Genomic DNA, 21174 nt, shown 5'->3' on the forward strand with positions numbered 1-21174 from the left:
CTGAGTTTCACCGCACAAGAGAGAGGTAGTCCATGCAGCAGAAATTGGATCCGCGCGCTCAGGCGATGGTGCAGCATGCGCTGGACCACGCTACCACTGCCGGCGGTGAGGTCGGGTTGCAAGTAGCAGCGTATCTGGACGGCAAGTTGATCATCGATGCCTGGAGTGGCATTGCCGACCCGCGCAGCCGGCGCCCAGTGGACGGTGACACGCTGTTCAACGTCTATTCCGTAACCAAGGCCGTAGCGGCAACGGCCTTGCATATCCTGGCAGAGCGAGGGCACATCGAATACGACGCGTTGGTAAGCCGGTATTGGCCCGAGTACGCGGCCCAAGGTAAAGGGGCCACTACCGTGCGGGATGTGCTCACCCACAGGGCGTGTATTCCTCAGATGCCAGCGGGGGTTACGCCTGAATTAATGTGCGACTGGGCTTGGATGACCGATGCTATTGCGAACTTGAAGCCGCTGGCAGAGCCTGGCAGCAAGACCCTTTACTTGTCCATGACGTTTGGCTGGATCGTCGGCGAACTGGTGCGTCGGGCGGACCCGGAGCAACGCTCGCTCGGCCGGTTCGTGCGCGAGGAAATCGCCATACCCTTGGGGATCGATGATCTGTGGATCGGTATTCCTGACGCTGTCGAGCACCGCGTTGCGACGCAGGTCAATGCCATGGTTGCCAGCCCCATCCAAGACCTGCCACCGCTGTTTCTGGCTTCGATGCCAGAACAGGTCGCGCTGGTGCCCGAGGTGTTCGAGCGGGCAGATGTGCGCCGGGCCGAGGTGGCAGGGGTGGGCGGTATTTTCAACGCGCGTTCACAGGCGCGTTTCTGGGCCTTGCTGGCCAATGGTGGCGTGCTGGATGGCGTGCGCTTGCTTTCAGCGCAGCGGGTGGCTTCATTCAGCACACCCCGGGCCAACAGCCAGGAAGCGGACGCTGTGATGTTTGGTTTCCCTATTCCTATCACGGAGGGCGGCTTCTGGTTCGGCGGCGATCATCCGCCAGTCGGTTGCGTGCAAAACCCGAGGGCGATTTGCCACCCGGGGCAAGGTAATTCGATCGGCTGGGCTGACCCTGACCTGAACCTGGCGGTCGCCATTTGCCACAACCGACTGTTCAACCCCACCTCTGTCGCACAAGACCCGCTCGTCCCTGTGGCGCAGGCGATTCGCCAAGCCGCCGCGTTGCTGCGTTGAAGTGAATAACCAACCAGACAATACAACTACAAAGCTGCAAGCACCCGTGGAGGCTTCGATGATCCAACATACAACATGGACCGTACCTGACCATGTCCCCGAAGACCGTGTGGTCGATTTTGATTTCATGAACCCGCCCGACGCGGTCAACGATGTTCACCTGGCCTGGAAGAAGCTGCACGAAGGACCGGATATCGTTTGGTCGCCGTACAACGGAGGGCACTGGATTGCCACGCGGGCCGACGATATCGAGGCCATTCAGAAAGACCATCAGCGCTTTTCGCATGCCCAGGTCAATGTACCGCCGAGCCAGGACCTTCCCCTGGTGCCCCTTGAGCTCGATCCCCCCGAGCACACCGGCTACCGAGCACTGATCGCGCCGGCATTTCTGCCACAAGCCATCGCCGAACTGGAAGATGACATTCGCGCCCTGACGGTCGAGCTGATCGAAGGGTTTGCGGGGAGGGGGGGATGCGAGTTCGTGAGTGAGTTCGCCAAGATGCTGCCCATCGTGATTTTTTTGCGGCTGGTCAACTTGCCTCAGGAGGATCGACTGGAACTCCTGGAAATGACCGAGTTGGCCGTGCGTGGCAGCGTTGATGAACGACATCGCTCCCAGCAGATGCTCGCGGGCTACATCGGTAAATGGATCGAGGCCAGGCGCCGTGACCCTGGCGCCGACCTGATAAGTCGGATCGTCAACGCCAAGGTCAATGGAGAGCCGATTGCACCTGAGCGTATGTTTGGCCTGCTCACTGTGGTGATCTTCGGCGGCCTGGACACAGTTGCCGCGATGATGAGCTTCATTTGCCGTTTTCTGGCAGAGCATCCCGTCGAGCGCAAGCGCCTGGCAGAGCAGCCAGCGCTTATTCTGACTGCGGTCGATGAGTTGATCAGGCGACACGGGGTTACCAATACTGCCCGCGTGGTTGTAGCGGATGTGCAGTTCAACGGCGTAAGGCTCAAGCAAGGCGATCAGATCCAGGTGCCAAACGCTCTGTTCGGCCTTGATGAGCGGCGATTCAGCAACCCAATGATGGTGGACCTGGAGCGCAAGCCGGTTTTGCATGCTGCCTTCGGCAACGGTCCGCACCGCTGCCCTGGCTCATTCCTGGCCCGCATGGAAATCAAAGTTTTCCTGCAGGAGTGGCTCAAGCGCATTCCCGACTTTGAAACCGTGCCTGCCGACCCACCTCGATGCGCATCGGGCATGGTCAACGGCCTGCTCTATCTGCCGCTGCGCTGGCAAGTGGCAGGAAGGAGGATGAAATGAAACAGTGGCAATGCATATTCTGTGGGCACACCTATGACGAGGCTTTGGGTTGGCCTGATGACGGTATTGCCCCAGGCACCCGCTGGGAAGACGTGCCCGATGACTGGGTCTGCCCCGAGTGCGGGGCCACCAAAAGCGATTACACGATGGTTGAGGTCTGATCGGAGGAGGGCACCGAAGCAGCCCCCATTTACCCCTTTCTTTCTTTCACGGGGAGTAACCGGCAGTTGTTCATGCCTGGTCAATCCCCGCCCGCCTTGTTTGCAATGGGTGTTTCGCGTTGATCAGCAGTTCCTGACGCGTTGACACCCAATGTCGCCCCGTTTATAGTCTTGAACATCGTTCACAATAATGCAGGGTCGGTAATGCCGGCTCTACAACAAAAATACGAGCCCAGGCAGCTTTTCACAGGCTGCCGATGAAGGAGGTTTGCAGATGTCTGCTCGAGAATCGGCACCGAAGACCGTACGGCCTGACTTTGTACCCCGCGAAGCTTACTTGTCCAAGGATTACGTCCAGCTCGAAAAAGAGCGGATGTGGCCGAAGATCTGGCAGGTGGCCTGCCGTCTCGAAGAAATCCCCAATGTCGGTGACTACGTTACCTTCGACGTCATCGACGAGTCCATCATTGTTACCCGCCTTACCGGTGACAAGATCAAGGCCTACTACAACGTCTGCCAACATCGCGGCCGCCGCCTTACCAGCGGTTGTGGCCATGCCACCAAGTTTCACTGCAACTACCACGGCTGGCAGTGGAATCTCGATGGCAGCGTACTGCGCATCCTCGATGAGCAAGACTGGGCCGGTTGCCCGAACATGAGTCACGAAGAACTGGCGCTCAAGGAAGTGCTGGTGGATACCTGGGGCGGATTCGTATTCATCAATATGGACCCCAAGGCTGAACCGTTGGCCAAGTATCTCGCCCCGGTGCCCGAGATCACCGATTGCTACGAATTCGAGAAGATGCGGTACCGCTGGTACAAGTCGGTGCGGCTACCGTGTAATTGGAAAGTCGCACTGGAAGCCTTCAACGAGGGCTATCACGTCGCAGCGACCCACCCACAGATCCTCGATACACAAGGTGACGACGTTACCCGCAGCTTCGCCTTTGGCAAGCACGGCATGTTCGACTATTCAACCGCAACGCGTTTGCCGGGTACTCCGTCCCCGCGCACGGGCAAGCCGATCCCGGATGACATCCGCCCGGGGATGGTCAAGTTCTACCAGATCATGGAAGACCAGTTGAAGGCGATCTTCACCGATCGGGACAACGAGGCGACCAAACGGTTGTTGACGGAAGTCGAGCCGACGCAGGACCAGATGCTGGTGCTGGGCAAAGCCATGCAGTTTCAGGCCGAAGCGGCCATCGCCGACGGCGCTGGCTGGCCGAACATCTCCATGGAGCAAATGGCCCGCGCAGGTACCGACTGGCATGTCTTCCCCAACCTGGTGTTCCTCCTCTATCCGGACGGCGCGCTCTTCTACCGCGCCCGTCCTGATGGTGATAACCCCGACTCCTGCATCTACGACATCTGGTCGCTGAAGCGTTATGCGCCAGGCCAGGAGCCAAAGCTGGAGCGCGAGTTCTACCACGGTGTGGACGACTGGAAGAACGACACGGTGAAGAACTTCGGTCTGATCCTCAGTCAGGACTTCCAGAACATGGGGCAAGTGCAGGCGGGGATGAAGTCACGGGGCTTCAGCGGTTCGCGTACTAACCCCTTGCAGGAATCGTCGATTTCCAACTTCCACCGTGAACTGCAGGAATACCTGTTCGGCACGGAGTCCGCGCAATGAGCCAATGGGATGAGTCGTATGATCTGGTGATCATTGGCAGCGGTGGCGGCTCCATGTGCGCTGCACTCAAGGCCAAGGAGCTGGGCAAGCGTGCGCTGATCATCGAAAAACAAAGCAAGGTCGGTGGTTCGACTGGCTACTCCGGTGGTGTGTGGTGGGTGCCGAACAACGCGGTGATGAAGCGTCACGGCGTTGAGGATTCCTACGAACGGGCCCGCCAGTATTTCGACAGCGTCGTGACTTACGAAGGCCCTTCTACCAGTGTTCCGCGCCGTGAAGCGTTCTTGCGCACAGGCCCTGTGATTGTCGATTTTCTCGAGCGCAAAGGCATGGCATTCGAATATGCCGACGGTTGGTCCGATTACTACGATGACCGCCCAGGTGGCGAGCCACGCGGCCGCTCCCTGGTTGCCAAGTTGTTCGATGTAAGTGAGCTGGGGGAGTGGGAAGGGCGTCTGTCGCGTTACCGCGGCGCTGCGATGCCAGCCAATTCCAATGAATTTCCGACCCTGTTCCTGCTCAAACGCACGTGGGCAGGCAAGCGAAAAGCCATGCAATTGGGCTTGCGCCTGCTCAAACAGAAAGTACGCGGCCAGCATGTGCTCGGCGGTGGCGCCGCCATTCAGGGGCGGATGCTGCAGATCGCATTACGTGAACAACTGCCCATCTGGACCGAGTCGCCGGTCGAGGAACTGATCGTTGAACAAGGCCGGGTGGTGGGCGTAGTGGTGCGCAAGGGCGGCCAGTTGCGGCGCATTCAGGCCCATGATGGCGTGCTGATCAACACCGGTGGCTTTTCGCACAATGCCGAAATGCGCAAGCGCTACCAGCCGCAACCGGCGTCGGCGGCGTGGACCAATGCAAACCCAGGCGACACCGGCGAAGTGATCGAAGCCGCCATGCGCCTAGGTGCAGCAACAGATTGCATGGACGAGGCATGGTGGGTGGTGACCTCCCTCGGTCCAGGCGAGACGCTGCCCGAAGGGGCGCGCACGCCCGCCGGTGAGCCACTGCCATTCATGCATCACCTGGACTTGTCACTGCCTTACTCGATCATGGTCGATCAAGACGGCGAGCGCTTCTGCAACGAAGCCGGGTCGTACATGGAAATCGGCCAGCGCATGTACCAGCGCCAGGCCGAAACGGGCAAGGCCGTTCCAAGCTGGGTAGTGATGGATAGCCGGCAGCGCAAGTTCTACCCCTGGGGCACTGCCATGCCCGGCCAAATCCCCCAACAGTGGCTGGACAGCGGCTACATGATCAAGGCCGATACGCTCGAAGAGTTGTCGAGCAAGTGCGGCATCGAAACCGCCGGCCTGCTCAGGACCGTCAAACGCTTCAATCAATTTTGTGTCACTGGCAAGGACGAGGATTTTGCCCGGGGTGGCAAGGCCTTCGATCGTTGCCATGGGGACCCGACCATCAAGCCCAACCCCAACCTGGGTGCGATCGAGCAAGGCCCGTTCTATGCGGTGCGCATGTACCCAGGCGACGTCGGCACTGCTGGCGGCCTAGTGACCGATGAGTATGCACGGGTGCTGCGCGAGGACGGCCAACCCATTGCCGGGCTCTACGCCACGGGCAATGCGACCGCAGGGGTAAGCGGGCGAGCGTATCCGGGGGCCGGTACCAGCATCGCGGCATCGTTCATCTTTGCCTACATCGCTGCTGCGCATTCGGCAGGGCAAGAAAAGATCTGGTGAGTAAGTACTCAGCCTTGTGATTCGGTTCGAATGGAGAGCATTGAAATGACAGCCTCAGTTGCAGAAGGCGAGATCCTGGTCGGCATCTACCAGCGCATGACGCGGATCAAACAGAATGACGACCGTTTTCGTGCAGTGTTGAAGTCCGGCAAGCTGGTCATGCCGTATTACTCGCCACGCGGGCAGGAAGTGATTCCCTCGGCAGTATCGGCATGCCTGAACAACGAAGATTACATCTGCACCATCTACCGCGGCGTGCATGACATGATCGCCAAAGGTATCCCGCTCAAGGACCTCTGGGCCGAGTTTGGTGGCCGTGCGACCGGTACCTGCAAGGGCAAAGGTGGCCCTATGCATGTCACCCACCCGGCCACGGGGGTGATGGTTACCACCGGTATCGTCGGCAGCTCGATGCCGATAGCCAACGGCCTGGCCCTCGCCGCGCAGATTCGCGGTGAGAAGCGCGTCACCGTTGCGTATTTTGGTGACGGCGCGAGCAACATTGGCGCCTTCCACGAAGCGCTGAACATGGCGTCGGTGTGGAAATTGCCAGTGATCTTCGTGTGCCAGAACAACGGTTACGCCGAGCACACCAAGTATGCCTACGGCACTTCCGTGGCAAACATCGCACAGCGCGCAGCGGCTTATTCGATGCCCGGCATCACGGTAGATGGCAACGACCCGGTGGCCACCTACCGAGCAGCCCGCGAAGCGGTCGACCGTGCGCGCGACGGCCAAGGGCCGACACTGATCGAAGCCAAGACTTTCCGCTTCCATGGCCACGTGTTCGGTGACGCTGACGGCTACATGGACAAGGGCGAGAAAGAAGCCTGGATGGCCAAGGACCCAGTGCCACTGCTGCGTAACTGGCTCATCGCTACTGGCCTGGCCAGCGAAGACCACCTTGCCAGTATGGAAGCCGCTATCGAGCGCGAAATCGACGAAGCCGTGGAATTTACATTGAACAGCCCCTATCCGGATCTCGCAGAGCTCAAGCGCGACATCTTCAAGGACGAGGTGAACGTATGAACCAGCCAGCCAAGTTCAATACCATCCAGGCGATCAACCTGGCGCTCGACGACGCCATGGCTGCCGATCCAAACGTCATCGTCCTTGGTGAGGATGTCGGTGACAAGGAGGAGGGCGGCATCGTCGGCGTCACCCGCGGGCTGTCCCAAACCTACGGTGATTCGCGGGTACGCTCAACGCCGATTTCCGAGCAGGCGATTATCGGTGCGGCTATCGGTGCGGCCATCGTCGGCATGCGCCCAGTGGCAGAAATCATGCTGATGAACTTCACCACCGTGGCCATGGACATGATCATCAACCATGCCGCGAAGCTGCGCTTCATGTCAGGCGGCCAAACCCACGTACCCATGGTCATCCGTACCATGACCGGTGCGGGCTTCGGCACCGGTGGGCAGCACGCCGACTACCTGGAGGCCTGGTTCGCCCACACCGCCGGTATCAAGGTCGTGGCCCCGTCCAGCCCTGCTGATGCCTACGGCTTGATGCTCTCGGCGATCGAGGACGACGACCCGGTCCTGTTCATCGAAAACATGCCGACCTACTGGACACCAGGCCCTGCGCCAGAGCGTGGAAAGAAGATCCCGCTGGGCAAGGCCAATATCCTGCGCGAAGGTACCGATGTCACGCTGATCAGCTACAGCCGCCGCGTCCTGGACTGCTGCGCAGTGGCAGAGAAACTGGCGGCTGATGGTATCTCGGCCGAAGTGATCGACTTGCGCACCATTTCGCCATTGGACACCGACACTTTCCTCGCTTCGGTAGCCAAAACCGGCCGTGCGGTGATCGTCCATGAAGCGGTCAAGCCGTTCGGGGTCGGTGCCGAAATCGCCTCGCTGATCTACGAATCGCTCTATGGGCAGCTTAAGGCCCCCGTCCAGCGCGTAGGGTCCAACTATGCGCCTGTGCCTTTCTCCAAGCCGCTTGAAGACGCACATGTTCCCAGCCTCGAGCAGATTGAAGCGGCAGTCCGCGCAACGCTCAAGTGAAATTAAACCTAAGGAAACAGCCATGAGCACCCAGATCCTGCTGCCCAAACTGGGCTTTTCGATGAATGAAGGTACGTTGTCCGAATGGCTGGTTGCAGATGGCGCCACCGTGGAGGAAGGGCAAATCATCTATGCCCTGGAAAGCGACAAGTCGATCCAGGAGGTCGAGGCTCCGGCGAGTGGCACCTTGAAGATCATCGCTCAGGCCGGTGAAACCTACGAGGTTGGTACGGTGTTGGCCGAGATCGTCTGAAACGTCAGTCAGGTAGGGAGAAGCTAATGAGTGTCGAGAGCCCAGCGGCCAAACAGCCCAGTAACACCCAAGCCGCTCCAGCTGCACCGCTAAAGTTCGGTAGCGATCTGCCAGCTTGGCCGCAGGTTGATTTTGGCGAATTTGGCGAGATCGAGACGCGGCCGCTCAGTCGTGTGCAAGCGTTGACGGGCAAGTACATGGCGCGCAACTGGGTGATGATTCCCCATGTCACGCACCATGATGATGCTGACATTACCGAACTCGACGTCCGCCGCAAGGCGCTCAACGAGGCCGGGGCCACTACCAAGCTCACCCTGCTGCCCTACTTGATCAAGGCCGTTGTTGGCGCGCTGCAGAGCCTGCCACAGTTCAATGCATCACTGGACGGCAGTGGCAAGAACCTGGTGCTGAAGAAGTATTTCCACATCGGTGTGGCTGTTGATACGAAGTTTGGCCTGCTGGTACCGGTGCTTCGTGATTGCGACCGCAAGACCATTCATGAGCTGGCGGCCGAGCTGCAGGCCATCTCTGCCAAGGCCCGAGAGAAAGGCCTGGCCATGGCCGAAATGACTGGCGGTTGCTTCACCATCAGCTCGTTGGGAAGCTTCGGTGGCACTGCTTTCACGCCGATAGTCAACGCGCCGGAGGTGGCCATTCTTGGGGTTACGCGTACACAGGAAAAACCCCGTCGCGGTGCTGGCGACGCCATAGAGTGGCGCCAAACGCTGCCGTTGTCGTTGAGCTATGACCACCGGGTAATCAACGGTGCCGACGCCGCACGCTTTACTGCCAGGCTGGCCGAGTTGCTGGCAGACCCTGCCGCCTTGGAGTGCTGACCGCACACTTTGCACCTGCATAAACGTAATCCGTTCTACAACAGCCTGATAAGAATGACGGAATTTCGATGAAGACTCTTGGTGAGATGACCGAGCGCAACGCTCGCTATTTTCCTGCTGGCAATGCTTTCACCAGCGCGTCGCGCCGGGTTAGCAATCTTGAACTGGCCGTGCGTGCGCGTCGGCTTTCATCCCATCTCTATCGAGCTGGCCTGCGCCGCCAGGACCGTGTGGCAATCCTGTCGACCAACTGTGTCGAGTACTTTGAAACTTATCGTGCCTGTGAGTGGGCGGGCTTTATTGCGGCAACGGTGAACTTCCGCCTGGCGGCGCGGGAAGTTCACTACATTCTCCAGGATGCCTCGCCCAAGGTGCTGGTGTTCGAAGCACAGTACACGGCATTGGTCGACCAGCTGCGTGGCGAGCTGCCCACGATCGAACACTTTATTTGCATTGGCGTAACCCCACAGTGGGCTACACCGTTCGAGCAAGCCGTCAGCGACGGCGACGAGGCGGGGCCTCCTATCCGTTCGCAGCCCGAAGATTTCGCCTATCTGATGTACACGAGCGGCACCACCGGCACGCCGAAAGGCGTGGTGCGAACTCACCACGCCATGTGCAGAACGGCAGAAACCTGTGCATTGGTCACCGGGTTCAGCGGTGCGACGCGGGTACTGCAGACCACTCCGGCCTTTCATATCGGCGGTATTGGCTTTGTCAATTCCGCAGCGTGGGTGGGTGGTTCAACCGTGGTGCAAGCGGGCTTCGATCCGCTCGCGGCAATGCGGGCAATCGAGGATGAACGGGTGACGTTCACCTTCATGGTTGCCGCCATGCTGCAATCGTTCCTTGACCAGCCACAGATAGACCAGTTCTGCCTCAAGTCCCTCGATCATGTGGTCACGGCTGCGGCGCCCATTCCGGTGCCGCTGTTGAAACGTGCCATTGAAAAGCTCGGCCCGATTTTCTCGGTCCAGTATGGAATGACCGAAAGCAATGCCTGTGCATTACCACGCCATGAGGTAGATCCGTATGGCAGCGCCGACCAGATCAGACGACTGGAGTCGGTGGGTATCCCTGGCCCCGGGTTCGACCTGCGCATCGTCGATGACGAGGGCCGCGACTGCGACCAAGGTGTGCCTGGCGAGGTGTTGCTGCGCTCCGATACCCAACTGACCTGCTACTGGAACAATTCGGTAGCGACCATGGAAGCGCTGCGTGACGGCTGGTACCACACCGGTGACATGGGTTACCAGGATGCTGATGGCTACCTTTTCCTGGTCGATCGCAAGAAAGACATGATCATTTCCGGCGGTGAAAACATTTACAGCCGAGAAGTTGAAGTCGCGCTTGAGCTGCATCCCCAAGTTGTTGAGTCCGCGGTCATTGGCATCCCGGACAGCAAGTGGGGTGAGGCGGTGAAAGCCTTCATCGTGGCAACAACTGGGGCACACCTCAGCGAGGCCGAACTGATCGGCCACTGCAAGTCGGTCCTTGCAGGATACAAATGCCCCAAGGCCATCGAGTTCGTCAGCGAACTGCCGCGCATCGCCACCGGCAAGATCAACAAGGTGGCGCTGCGTCAACGCGCTCACGCTAGCCATGGTTAGGTGAAGATCATGCTGCCGCCAGACCTACCCTTCATCGACAATGAGAGACTGCAGTATGAATTTCGAATTCAGCCCCGAGGATGAGCGCTTCCGTCAGGAAGTCCGGCAGTTTTTTCAAGAAAGCGTAAGCCCCGAAGTAGCGCACTTCGGCTACGTGGGTGCACACCCTCCGCCCCGCGATGTGCTGCGTCAGTGGCAGAAGACCCTTCACGCAAGAGGCTGGGGCGCCCCGCACTGGCCCGAGGCCCATGGTGGTACCGATTGGTCACCCATTCGCAAGCATATCTTCCTTGAGGAAATGCTCAATGCCAATGGCCTGGACTACGGCTGGCAAGGCACCCACATGATGGCCCCGGTGGTGATTGCGTTTGGCAACGAGTGGCAGCAGCAAACCTTCCTCCCGCCTCTGCTGGCAGGCGAGGTGTTCTGGTGCCAAGGCTTCTCCGAACCCAACGCTGGCTCGGATTTGGCCAGCCTGAGAACCCGTGCCGAACTCGACGAAAGCGGGACGCACTACGTGGTCAATGGCCAGAAAATCTGGACCAGCGATGCGACGATTGCCGACTGGGGTTTCTTCCTCGTTCGCACTGATTCGACCGTCAAGCCACAACGGGGTATTTCGTTCCTGCTCATCGACATGAAAACCCCCGGTATCACCGTGCGGCCGATCATTTCAATCGACGGTGGGCATGGCTTGACCGAAGTGTTCCTGGAAAACGTCCGAGTTCCCAAGGAGCAACTGGTAGGCGAGCCGGGCATGGGTTGGACCTATGCGAAGTACCTTCTGGAGAAGGAGCGGACCTCCAGCGCATTCATTTATTTCAACAAGCGCGAGCTGGAGAAAGCCAAGGCCATTGCCCGCTCTGAAATGGTTGACGGTGTACCGCTGCTGGAAACGCCTGCGTTCGCTCGGAAAGTGGCGGAAATCGAATGCGACATTCTGGCGCTCGAATGGTCGGTACTGCGCATTCTCGCCAAGGAAGAGCTGCGCGATAACCTCGATGCTGTTGTCTCGACATTGAAAGTGCGAGGTTCAGAACTGCAGCAGCGCGTAACGGAGCTGCAGGTCGATGCCATGGGGCCTCGCGCGCTGCGCTTCTTCACCCACGACATGTTGGAACAAGACGCACCCGAAGCTGCGGATGATCTCTGGCCAGGCCATATGCTGGGACGTACCAACATGTACTTCTTCCAACGCGCCGCGACCATTTACGGCGGGGCACGTGAAGTGCAGAAGAACATCATCGCCAAACTGGCTTTCGGACTCTGAGGGTTTTCACATGGATTTCAATCTTTCCGAAGAGCAGTTGATGCTGCGCGATGGTGTAGAGCGTTATATCCGCGAGGATTACGGTTTTGAGCAGCGCCGGCATCAGGCGACTGCTGGTGAAGGCTTCAGCCGTGAACATTGGCAAACTTTTGCCGAACTTGGCTGGCTGGCATTGACACTGCCGGAGGATGTTGGCGGGCTGGACTGCTCATTCGTCGAGGCTGCAGTCGTACTCGAATCGTTTGGTCGGGGCATGGTGCTGGAGCCTTTCATCAGCAGCGTGATGTTGTGCGCGCGCATCGTCGACCGCTCGGGCAGCGACTACCACCGCAAGGATTTGCTGCCAGCCCTGGTCCAGGGGCGGATGTTGCTCGCGTTTGCCGACAGCGAATCTGGATCACGCTTCACGCTGGGTTGCATCGACGATACCGTAGCGCGTCGCGCCGGCGATGGTTATCAGCTTGATGGCTTGAAGACATTGGTATTCGATGCGCCCTCCGCAGACAAGTTGCTGGTCACTGCACGCCTGGATGACTATCAGCACCCGGCCGTATTCATCGTCGACCGCAAGGCTCCCGGTGTTGAGGTCATCGAATATGCCCTGGTAGATGGAACGCGGGCCGCCGATGTTCGGTTCAACCGGGTTGAGCTGGAAACGGCTGCCTTGCTCATCGAGCCTGCCCGCAGCCAGCCGATTCTTGAGGAAGCATTCGACCGTTCGGCGTTGGCTGTGGTGGCGCAGAGCCTTGGCGTGATGCACGGGGTGATGGACATGACGGCCGAATACATCAAGACGCGCAATCAGTTCGGCCAGCCTATCGGCAAGTTCCAGGCCTTGCAGCATCGTATGGCTGAAATGTTCGTAGAGGCGCAGCACGCGCGTTCCATCCTGTTCCGCGGCATGGCGTACCTCGACAAGCCCGTCAATGAACGCCGCCGAGCAGTCTCGGCGGCGAAAGCCGCGACTGGCAAGGCTGGGCGGTTTGTTTGCGCCCAGGGCGTGCAGTTGCATGGTGGTATTGGCATGACGGAAGAGTATCCGGTTGGCCACTATTTCCGCTTCATGACGCTGTTGGAAAAGCGCTTCGGTGACACTGATCACCATCTTGCGCGCTTTGCCAAGGGGTACTGACGGTCGTGTAGTCACCCACCATTTCACTTGAATGAGACGGGCTAGCCATGAGTAAGGCAGGACGGAACACGCCGTTGCTGAACACCACCAGGGTTCTGGTAGCGATACCCGGATGCCCTGGTTTACACGGCCTGGCGGATGCCATGCGTGATCAAGGAGCGGCCTGCCAGGTACTCGACGCCGACCAAGATTTCACTGACCTTGCGGCTGTCGAAGCAGCAGTCGCTCGGGCCAAGCTGGCATTGGGCGGCATAGACGCGGTTGTTCTGGCCGTGGGGAATGCGCAGAGCCGCGATGCCCAGCCCGTGGTGGCGCTTTCGCCTGAGCAATGGAGTTCAGCCTTGTTGGCTCCCCTGCGCACCAGCCGTCATTGCTTGCAAGCAGTATGGCGAGCATTGACCCCTGGCTCGGCAAGTGTGGTGCTGATCGGCCCTAACTTTTCACTCACAGGGGCGGGCGGATTTGCTGCCCTGTCTGCCTTGAGCGAGGCGCAGCGCGCAATGATGAAGTCGGCGGCGCGTCAGTGGGGAGGGCAGGGTATCCGGCTCAATTGGCTTGGGCTCGATCCCACTGTATTCGCTGGACAGCTGGTGGGCGCTGCACTGCCGCTGAGTCCGGAAATGGGCCCACCACCGCCTGCGCTAGGGTTCGTCCCAGGGATCGAGACGGGGGTCGTGCAAACCATCGCGATGCTGGTCGGCGCTAGCGCCGTGACAGGTGCATCAATCCCAGTGGACGGTGGCGTATGGATGGTCCCATGAAAAAGACAATGCCTGGCAACAGCCTGGCGGGGCAGACTGCCCTGGTTACCGGAGCGGGCGGAGGTATCGGGCGGGGTATCGCCCTGGAGCTGGCCGCCGCGGGTGCGCGTGTAGTGGTAGCGGCGCGCCGCGGTGCTACCGGCGAGGAGACCGTTCGACTGGTGCAGGCCGAGGGCGGGGAAGCGCTGGCAATTGAAGCAGACGTCACGTCTCTGCTGGACATGCAATCCGCAGTCAAGGCCTCCCTGGAACATTTCGGAGGGCTGGATATCCTCGTCCATAACGCCACCCACGGCGCCTCTGGTCATCCTAAACAGCTGCAGGACTTTGTAGACGAGGATTGGGACGCGCAGGTCGCTGTTGACCTTGTCGGGGCACATCATTGCGCGCTATCGGCCCATGAAGCGTTAAGCGCCAGCGGCGCCGGCCGCATGATTCTGCTGTGTTCGACATTCGGCCTACACGGCGCCGCGCTGAACCCTGCCTATGCCGCGATCAAGGGGGGCATCCGTGGTTTGACCAAGGCACTGGCTCGCGAATGGGGACCGCAGGGCATCACGGTCAATGCTATCTCGCCATCAGCGCTGACAGCGGCATCGGCAGCCTTCTTCGACAGCAACCCAGCACTGCGCGACGCGTACATCGCCAACTTTCCCCTCGGTCGCATGGGCCATGAGCGGAATGATATCGGTAGGGCGGTGGTTGGGCTTTGTGGCCAAGGCATGGGGTACATCACGGGGCAGGTAATCCAGGTCGATGGCGGCCTCTATACCGCCGTTTGAAGCGGGGAATGAAGATGAATCGACTTACAGGCAAGGTTGCCATCGTGACCGGGGCTGCGTCCGGTATCGGTTTGGCGACTGCCCGCCGCTTCGCGGAAGAAGGTGCTCGGGTGATGCTGGCCGATATCAACCAAGAAGGTGCATCGGAGCAGGCTGATGCCTTGTACCGCAGCGGGCTGCTGGCCAGCTCTGTGCGCGTGGACCTCGGTGATGAAAGCTCGATCCGCTCCATGATCGAGCGGACAGTGGCAACATTTGGCGGCGTCGACATTCTCTTCAACAATGCGGCTGCCACCCATTTGTCATCCCGGCTTGATTCGCCGGTTCAGGAAATGGATGTCCAGGTCTGGGACGACACCATGCGTATCAATCTGCGCGGCACCTTGTTGGCGATCAAGTACGCACTCGCGCCGATGCTGCAAAACGGTGGTGGCTCGATTATCAATACCAGCTCTGGCTCAGCGCAGGCAGGGGCAATGGGCTACAGCGCCTACGCGGTATCCAAGGCAGGTATTGAGAGCCTGACCCGTTATGTGGCGACACAACATGGCAAGCAAGGTATCCGCTGCAACGCCGTTGCGCCTGGCTTGATCCTGACGCCGGCCACGGCCGATGACTATGCAGGGGCGGCTGGCGAGATGATGTTGTCGCATCATCTGACGCCGAGGTTGGGCACGGTCGCGGACATCGCCAATGCGGCGCTGTTCCTTGCCAGCGAGGAGGCAGAGTTCATAACAGGCCAGGTGATCAACGTCGATGGCGGCTTGCTCGCCCATCAACCGTACGTGGCTGATGAGCGTCGCTGGGCCGCGGAGCGGTCGGCATGAGTCAGAACCCATTGCTGCAGCGTCTGGAGCGGGTGGAAGCACAGCTAGCCATAGGCCAGTTACCTGCACGCTATGCCTTGGCCGTGGATTCCCGCGATCTTGACGGCCTGGTTGGCTTGTTCGTGGACGATGTCGATTGCGGCCGCTGGGGCAAGGGGCGAGAGGCGCTCGCTGCGTTCTATGGCTCCGAGCAGATTCTCAAGGCGTTCCATCGCTGTGTTCACCAGATCTGCGGGCACACCATCGATTTTCAGGATGCGGACCATGCCACCGGCACCGTGTATTGCCGGGCAGAGCATGAGGACGGCGAGCACTGGGTGGTCATGGCCATCTGTTACTTCGACCACTACCAGCGTCGTGATGGGCAATGGTTTTTCCTTCGCCGCGATGAGCGCCACTGGTATTCCACCGACTGGTTGCAGCGCCCTGGCAATCCCCAGTGGCAGAACTGGCCGGGCAAATACACAACCGAGCGCCACCAGCCGCGCCTGCCTTCGAGTTTTCCAACCTGGGAAGGTTTCTGGTCTGGTTCTGGCAGCAATGCCCCTCGCCGATGATCCGCCACTCTATCTGAGGTGTCACACCATGGACTCGCTACTCGCTCCATTGTTCGAACCCCTGCGCATCGGCTCGCTTCAGCTGAAAAATCGCATCGTCATGTCGCCGATGACTCGTAATTTCAGCCCTGCGGGTGTACCCGGCGAGAGGGTGGCCGGATATTACCGGCGCCGCGCTGAAGGTGAGACCGGGTTGATCATCACCGAGGCCGTCGGGATCGATCACCCTGCTGCCTTGGGCGAGGCCGGGATCGGCGAATCGGATTTGCCTCACTTGTACGGTGAAAGCGCGCTCGCCGCCTGGCGCCACGTGGTGCAGCAGGTCCACGAGGCGGGTGGCGTGGTCTTCCCGCAACTCTGGCACCAAGGCGTCATGCGCCACCAGGGCACAGGGCCTTACCCAGAGGTCGCCTCCATGCGGCCATCGGGCATCTGGGGACCGCAGGGTGGGCTGACCTCATCCCCGGATAGCTATGTGCAAAGCCAGCTGGTGCCAACTCAGCCCATGACAGAGCGCGACATCGCCGACGTCATCCAGGCCTACGCACGCAGTGCTGCGCACGCCCGTGACTGTGGTTTCGATGGCATCGCCATTCATGGCGGTCATGGCTACCTGATCGATAACTTCTTCTGGTCGGTCACTAACCAGCGTCGCGATAGCTGGGGTGGCAACCATCGCGAACGGAGTCGCTTTGCAGCCGAGGTGGTGCGTGCCATCCGCAGCGCTGTGGGCCCGGACATGCCTATCGTGTTCCGGTTTTCACAATGGAAGCAGCAGGATTTCAAGGCGAAGCTTGCCTACAACCCCGAAGAGCTGGAACAGATACTGACACCGATCGCCGATGCGGGCGTCAGCGTCTTCGACGCCAGCGTGCGCTTCTTCGATCGTTCCGAGTTCCCCGATCAAGGTGGCGAAGATGGCCTGTTGAACCTCGCCGGCTGGGCCAAGAAGTTGACCGGGTGCTTGTCCATGACAGTTGGCGGCATTGGCCTGAACAACGGGATGTATGACAGCAACAAACAGGGCGGGGCGCAGGCCAGCGACAACTTGCCTGCGTTAATGAAGCGCTTTGACCGCGGTGAGTTCGACCTGGTGGGCGTTGGTCGGTCACTGCTACAGGATCCGCACTGGGCGCGCAAGGCACGCCTGGGCCTTGGTTTCGATACGTTTTCCAACGAAGCGCTGTCGGTCCTTAACTGACACATCCAGCTGCGATCACCTAACGTGCGTCGCCTCATTCCAATAACAAGAGGGTGCAGCATGACTGCCCATAACAACGATCAATGGCGTGTCGCGATGCGCGAATGGCGCGAGCACTGGCGCCTTGGGCTGGCGGCACTGATAGGCACGGGGATGTGCCTTTCGGTTTGGCCATCCGTGTCCAGTCTGTTCGTGGCACCGCTTCAGGAAGCTTTCGGGTGGAGCCGAGGCGACATATCGCTGGCACAAAACGCCAGCCTTGCCGCCGCACTGATCGCACCGGTACTTGGCCGGCTGGTGGACCGCGTTGGCGTTCGCCCAGTATTGATTGGCGGGCTTTTACTGACAGCTTGCGCGTACTTTTCGTTGGCCCTGATGCATGGGCCGCTACCGCTTTACTACCTGTTGTATGGGCTGCTCAGTGTTGTCGGTGCGGCGACTACGGGGTTGACCTTCACCCGCGTAGTCACAGGCGCTTTCGTGGGCTCTCGCGGCTTGGCACTGGCCATCACTCGCTCTGGCCTGGCGCTATCAGGCGCTTTGTTACCGCCAGCGGTGTTCGCCATAATCGCTACCTACGGCTGGCGCATGGGCTTCGTCGCCCTCGGTACACTCATTTTGTTGATTGCGTTACCCACGGCCTGGCTCTGGATACGGGGTGCGAGCGTAGCGCCCACTTCGGCGCCGGCGGGCGCAAAAGCCCAGATCTCACTCTGGGGGTTATTGAAAAATCACAAAGTGGTCCTGGTGTGCGTGGCCTCGGCATTGAACTATGCACCGATCGTTGCCTTGCTCTCGCAGTTTCAGCCGCTTTTGGTGGGCAAGGGGCTGGAGGCAGCCAGCGCTGCCGCACTGATCGGCGTAGTGGGTGTCTCAGCGCTGATTGGCGCCTTTGTCACCGGAATGCTGGTCGACCGCATCTGGGCTCCACTTGTGGCCTGCATCTTCACCCTGGGGCCTGCGGCAGGTTGTCTGTTACTGCTACCCGAATCGCTTGAGCCGTGGGTGGCGATTGTTGCGTTGATATTGCTGGGGCTAGGGCAGGGCGCCGAGATCGATGTCGTTGCATTCATGATCGCGCGTTATTTCGGCATGCGTTCCTACGCTTCGATCTACGGCATCAGCGTTTTCTGTATCGCCGTGATGATTGCGATACAAGGGTCGCTGATAGGACTCTCGTACGACTATTTCGGCAACTACAACGTGGCGTTGATGGTGGCAGCGGGCTGTTTCGTGCTGGCCGCGCTCAGTTACCTGGGCATGGGCCGGTACCCGACCGGCGATCAGGTATCCGCAGCCGCAATCGATACACAGGTCTCATCTAGCGCGAGCGCTGCGCCCTCGAAATGACAGCCAAAAAGCAGGCCGGCAAGCGCTGCCGGCCTCGTATTCGACCAGGAGCTTTGAAAATGATTGACAATGAAAACTGGAAAGCCGGCTATGACCTGATGGTCCGCATGATGGGCCCTGAGTTCGCCAAAACCATGGAGGCGAATGTCAACTCCGGGCGTTTTGCTGCGGATGTAGGGCGCATGGCAGTGGAACATGCTTTCGGCGCCGTATGGTCACGCCCAGGGCTGGACCTGAAGACGCGTAGCGTCGTGGTGATCAGCACGTTGATTGCGCTGCGCCAGACCGAAGAACTACGTAATCACTTGCGCTTCGGCATCACCAATGGTCTGACAGCCGATGACATTCAAGAAGTGATCATCCAGACCGTCCCTTATGTAGGGTTTCCTGCGGTATCCAGCGCCCTGGCTGTAGCGGTAGAGGTACTGCGCGAGCGTGGTATGGACGGCGGTGTGCAGACCGCTGCTGAGACAGGCCTGTTGTAACTCTGTAATCAGAAGGGGCGGCCGCGGCCAGGATCGCCCCTTCAGTCTCCTATACGCTGAACCGGCCTACGGCATCTTTTAGCTGTGAAACCAACACTGACAGTTGTCGGGACGCCTTCTCGGAGTGACCTGCTCCCGCCGCAGTGCACTCGCCCGTACGGTTGATTTCCAGGATATTGCGATCCATCTCAATGGCAACCGCATTCTGCTGCTGAGCCGCAGCGGCGATCTGCCGGCTTTGATCCAGGATGGCGCCAGTACAAGTCAGGACGTTGCCCAAGGCACTTTCCACCTGCTGCGACTGGGCCCTGCACAGGTTCGCTTTTTCGTGGCTGGCGTTCATGGTCTTGACAGCGACACCGACTCCTTGCCCTAGCATTTCGATCATGCCCTCGATTTCGCGGGTGGACTCCTGAGTGCGCTTGGCGAGGGTACGAACTTCATCGGCAACCACTGCAAAACCACGGCCTTGCTCGCCGGCACGCGCCGCTTCGATGGCGGCATTCAAGGCGAGCAAGTTGGTCTGTTGTGCGATGCTGTTGATGACCTCGACGATGCGACCTATCTCATGGCTGTTCTGGGCAAGCTGGTTGATGGCCGTGACCGATTTTTCCATTTCCCCGCTAAGGTCTGCAATCGCGCATACCTGTGAATCCACCAAGGTTTGGCCGGTAATAGTCTGCTGATTGACCTGTTGAGCGCTGTCCACAGCCAGTGCCGCATTCCCCGCAACCGACTCAGCGTTCGCCGACATCTGGCTCATGGCCGTTGCCAGCATGCCGAGCTGATCGCGCTGACTTGAAATTGCCTGGTAGCCATCAACCGAGTGCACTTCGACCTGCGCAGCGCTGCGTGCCACCTGTGCAGCGGTGGCGCTGACGCCAACGATCAGTTCGCGTATCCGGGCAAGGGCGCGAGCAAGCGTGCGCCCGAGATCGCCCAGCTCGTCCCGGCTCGGTGGTACGTAGGCGGCCGTCATATCGCCATTGGCGACCTGCTCGAGCAGCTTCCCCAGCCCTTGGAGCGAGGTTCGAATGGACATGTAATAGCCACCGAACAAGTAGGCTATGGCCAACAGCAACAACGCCTGCAGGGCGACAAAGGTCGTCAGGTTGACGACTTGGCGGTCGATGCGACTTTGCAGGTTCTCACCAACCTGATCGATAACGGCGCTGTTCAGCTGGTGGGTCTTGGCCATCTCTTCACTGACCTGGACAAAAAAAGCCTGCCAGGTACCCTTCAGTTCATCGCCAACCAGCAAGTCATTGGCCAGCAGGCGCTGCTGTTGCACCAGCGTTTGCAAGCTGTACGAGCCCAATTGGGCGAGGGCTGGCTCTTGCAGATCCGCAAGTGTCTGGCGGTATTCGTCTTCAAGGCCGCCCAGGGTCATCAGGTTTTGTTCCAGCCGTATGGCGTTGGCTGATCCAAGTTGTTGATCAAGCATCACCAAAGCACCGAGCCCACGGGTCGTGCCCAGCGCTGCGAGGACACGCGGCGTACTGCTGGTCACCAGGTCTACCCATTGCCGGATCACACGGCTGCCGTCTTGAGATAGACCGGCTTCGGAAATGATCGACTTGTTCAGGTTCAATGCATTTGCCAATTGCTTGCGGCGGACTTCCAGTTTGGTTGACCAGCGTGCCTCTTGGCCGGCTGCATTTAGCGCTTTAACGATAGCGTCACGCTTTTCGCCGAGTGCACTACCCGCGTCCCAAGGTATGCCGGCCAGCCGCTGTATAGCCGCAGCTTCAAGCGCCTCTGCCTGCTTGATTGCATCGGCGGCGCGGCCCGTAGTGCCATGTACCAGCAGCAACTCAGACAGGTCGACCAGCGCTTGGAGGTCACGACTGACATCCAGTGCCGTGCGTAGTGTGCGCAGGCTGTCGAGTTCAACCCGCGTTGTACTGATTTGTTCGTAGATATCGCGGGTCAGGTAATACTCGGCTGCCAGCAATGGCGCCAGCAGCAGTGCGCAGATCAAGCTGGATTTCAAGGTGAAGTTCAAACGGTTCATTAACGCGATCGCTGGGGTTAGCAAGAATTTCATGTTGGCTTCCTTTCCCGATTGGGTATCGGTTCTTATTGTTTGAAGGGGCGGGTCATCCGGCTCACGGCCGAATGGGTGC

Annotated in this window: 20 protein-coding genes and 1 pseudogene; 19 read left to right on the top strand and 2 right to left on the bottom strand. The window is 59.7% G+C overall.

Translation table 11 applies throughout. The annotated features are described in order from the left end of the window. Window positions 1-32 precede the first annotated feature (32 nt). The 19 genes from ACIP1G_RS02655 to ACIP1G_RS02745 all read left to right on the top strand — a co-directional run bounded on the left by ACIP1G_RS02655 (window position 33) and on the right by ACIP1G_RS02745 (window position 19048). Window positions 33-1196 carry a serine hydrolase domain-containing protein gene (locus tag ACIP1G_RS02655; protein ID WP_400733436.1) on the top strand — a complete coding sequence of 388 codons (1164 nt, stop codon included), beginning with the start codon at window positions 33-35 and terminating at the stop codon, window positions 1194-1196. Between the two features lie 58 nt (window positions 1197-1254). Next, the gene (locus ACIP1G_RS02660; RefSeq protein WP_400733438.1) at window positions 1255-2469 is read left to right on the top strand and encodes a cytochrome P450; all 1215 of its coding nucleotides are present in this window, start codon (window positions 1255-1257) and stop codon (window positions 2467-2469) included. Next, window positions 2466-2630: a rubredoxin gene (locus ACIP1G_RS02665; RefSeq protein WP_392510105.1), complete on the top strand. Its 165-nt coding sequence runs from the start codon at window positions 2466-2468 to the stop codon at window positions 2628-2630. Before ACIP1G_RS02660 ends, ACIP1G_RS02665 begins: the two co-directional genes overlap by 4 nt. 274 nt (window positions 2631-2904) lie before the next feature. Further along, window positions 2905-4266, top strand: coding sequence for an SRPBCC family protein (locus ACIP1G_RS02670; protein ID WP_400733441.1), 1362 nt, complete (start codon window positions 2905-2907; stop codon window positions 4264-4266). After that, window positions 4263-5969 carry an FAD-dependent oxidoreductase gene (locus ACIP1G_RS02675; protein ID WP_400733443.1) on the top strand — a complete coding sequence of 569 codons (1707 nt, stop codon included), beginning with the start codon at window positions 4263-4265 and terminating at the stop codon, window positions 5967-5969. Before ACIP1G_RS02670 ends, ACIP1G_RS02675 begins: the two co-directional genes overlap by 4 nt. 45 nt (window positions 5970-6014) lie before the next feature. Beyond that, a complete protein-coding gene (locus ACIP1G_RS02680; protein ID WP_400733445.1) occupies window positions 6015-6998 on the top strand; it encodes a thiamine pyrophosphate-dependent dehydrogenase E1 component subunit alpha in 984 nt (327 codons plus the stop codon). After that, window positions 6995-7984, top strand: coding sequence for an alpha-ketoacid dehydrogenase subunit beta (locus ACIP1G_RS02685; RefSeq protein ID WP_400733446.1), 990 nt, complete (start codon window positions 6995-6997; stop codon window positions 7982-7984). Before ACIP1G_RS02680 ends, ACIP1G_RS02685 begins: the two co-directional genes overlap by 4 nt. A gap of 22 nt (window positions 7985-8006) precedes the next feature. Further along, window positions 8007-8237 (top strand): biotin/lipoyl-containing protein, encoded by a 231-nt coding sequence (locus ACIP1G_RS02690; RefSeq protein ID WP_392510100.1) that lies wholly within the window; start codon window positions 8007-8009, stop codon window positions 8235-8237. A gap of 26 nt (window positions 8238-8263) precedes the next feature. Further along, the gene (locus ACIP1G_RS02695) at window positions 8264-9073 is read left to right on the top strand and encodes a 2-oxo acid dehydrogenase subunit E2 (RefSeq protein WP_400733448.1); all 810 of its coding nucleotides are present in this window, start codon (window positions 8264-8266) and stop codon (window positions 9071-9073) included. Between the two features lie 68 nt (window positions 9074-9141). Then, a complete protein-coding gene (locus ACIP1G_RS02700) occupies window positions 9142-10683 on the top strand; it encodes a class I adenylate-forming enzyme family protein (RefSeq protein ID WP_400733450.1) in 1542 nt (513 codons plus the stop codon). Between the two features lie 55 nt (window positions 10684-10738). Further along, window positions 10739-11953, top strand: coding sequence for an acyl-CoA dehydrogenase family protein (locus ACIP1G_RS02705; RefSeq protein ID WP_400733453.1), 1215 nt, complete (start codon window positions 10739-10741; stop codon window positions 11951-11953). Between the two features lie 10 nt (window positions 11954-11963). After that, window positions 11964-13085 (top strand): acyl-CoA dehydrogenase family protein, encoded by a 1122-nt coding sequence (locus tag ACIP1G_RS02710; protein WP_400733821.1) that lies wholly within the window; start codon window positions 11964-11966, stop codon window positions 13083-13085. 143 nt (window positions 13086-13228) lie between these two features. Continuing rightward, a complete protein-coding gene (locus ACIP1G_RS02715; RefSeq protein ID WP_400733456.1) occupies window positions 13229-13846 on the top strand; it encodes an SDR family oxidoreductase in 618 nt (205 codons plus the stop codon). Then, complete coding sequence (locus tag ACIP1G_RS02720) at window positions 13843-14628, top strand: SDR family NAD(P)-dependent oxidoreductase (protein WP_400733459.1); 786 nt, start codon at window positions 13843-13845, stop codon at window positions 14626-14628. Before ACIP1G_RS02715 ends, ACIP1G_RS02720 begins: the two co-directional genes overlap by 4 nt. An 8-nt stretch (window positions 14629-14636) precedes the next feature. After that, window positions 14637-15455: an SDR family NAD(P)-dependent oxidoreductase gene (locus tag ACIP1G_RS02725; protein WP_400733461.1), complete on the top strand. Its 819-nt coding sequence runs from the start codon at window positions 14637-14639 to the stop codon at window positions 15453-15455. Next, window positions 15452-16012 (top strand): nuclear transport factor 2 family protein, encoded by a 561-nt coding sequence (locus ACIP1G_RS02730; RefSeq protein WP_400733463.1) that lies wholly within the window; start codon window positions 15452-15454, stop codon window positions 16010-16012. Before ACIP1G_RS02725 ends, ACIP1G_RS02730 begins: the two co-directional genes overlap by 4 nt. Before the next feature lie 28 nt (window positions 16013-16040). Next, window positions 16041-17213 (top strand): NADH:flavin oxidoreductase, encoded by a 1173-nt coding sequence (locus ACIP1G_RS02735; protein ID WP_400733823.1) that lies wholly within the window; start codon window positions 16041-16043, stop codon window positions 17211-17213. 60 nt (window positions 17214-17273) lie between these two features. Continuing rightward, window positions 17274-18563, top strand: coding sequence for an MFS transporter (locus ACIP1G_RS02740; RefSeq protein WP_400733465.1), 1290 nt, complete (start codon window positions 17274-17276; stop codon window positions 18561-18563). A gap of 59 nt (window positions 18564-18622) precedes the next feature. Next, window positions 18623-19048, top strand: coding sequence for a carboxymuconolactone decarboxylase family protein (locus ACIP1G_RS02745; RefSeq protein WP_392510090.1), 426 nt, complete (start codon window positions 18623-18625; stop codon window positions 19046-19048). Window positions 19049-19097: 49 nt separating this feature from the next. On the opposite strand, the gene ACIP1G_RS02750 is transcribed toward ACIP1G_RS02745, so the two are convergent. Continuing rightward, a complete protein-coding gene (locus ACIP1G_RS02750) occupies window positions 19098-19826 on the bottom strand; it encodes a methyl-accepting chemotaxis protein (protein ID WP_400733824.1) in 729 nt (242 codons plus the stop codon). A 126-nt stretch (window positions 19827-19952) separates the two neighbouring features. Continuing rightward, window positions 19953-21095, bottom strand: a pseudogene (locus ACIP1G_RS02755) (hypothetical protein); the annotation flags it as partial. Window positions 21096-21174: the final 79 nt, after the last annotated feature.

This window comes from Pseudomonas sp. NPDC089392, from assembly GCF_044749595.1.
GTDB lineage: Bacteria > Pseudomonadota > Gammaproteobacteria > Pseudomonadales > Pseudomonadaceae > Aquipseudomonas.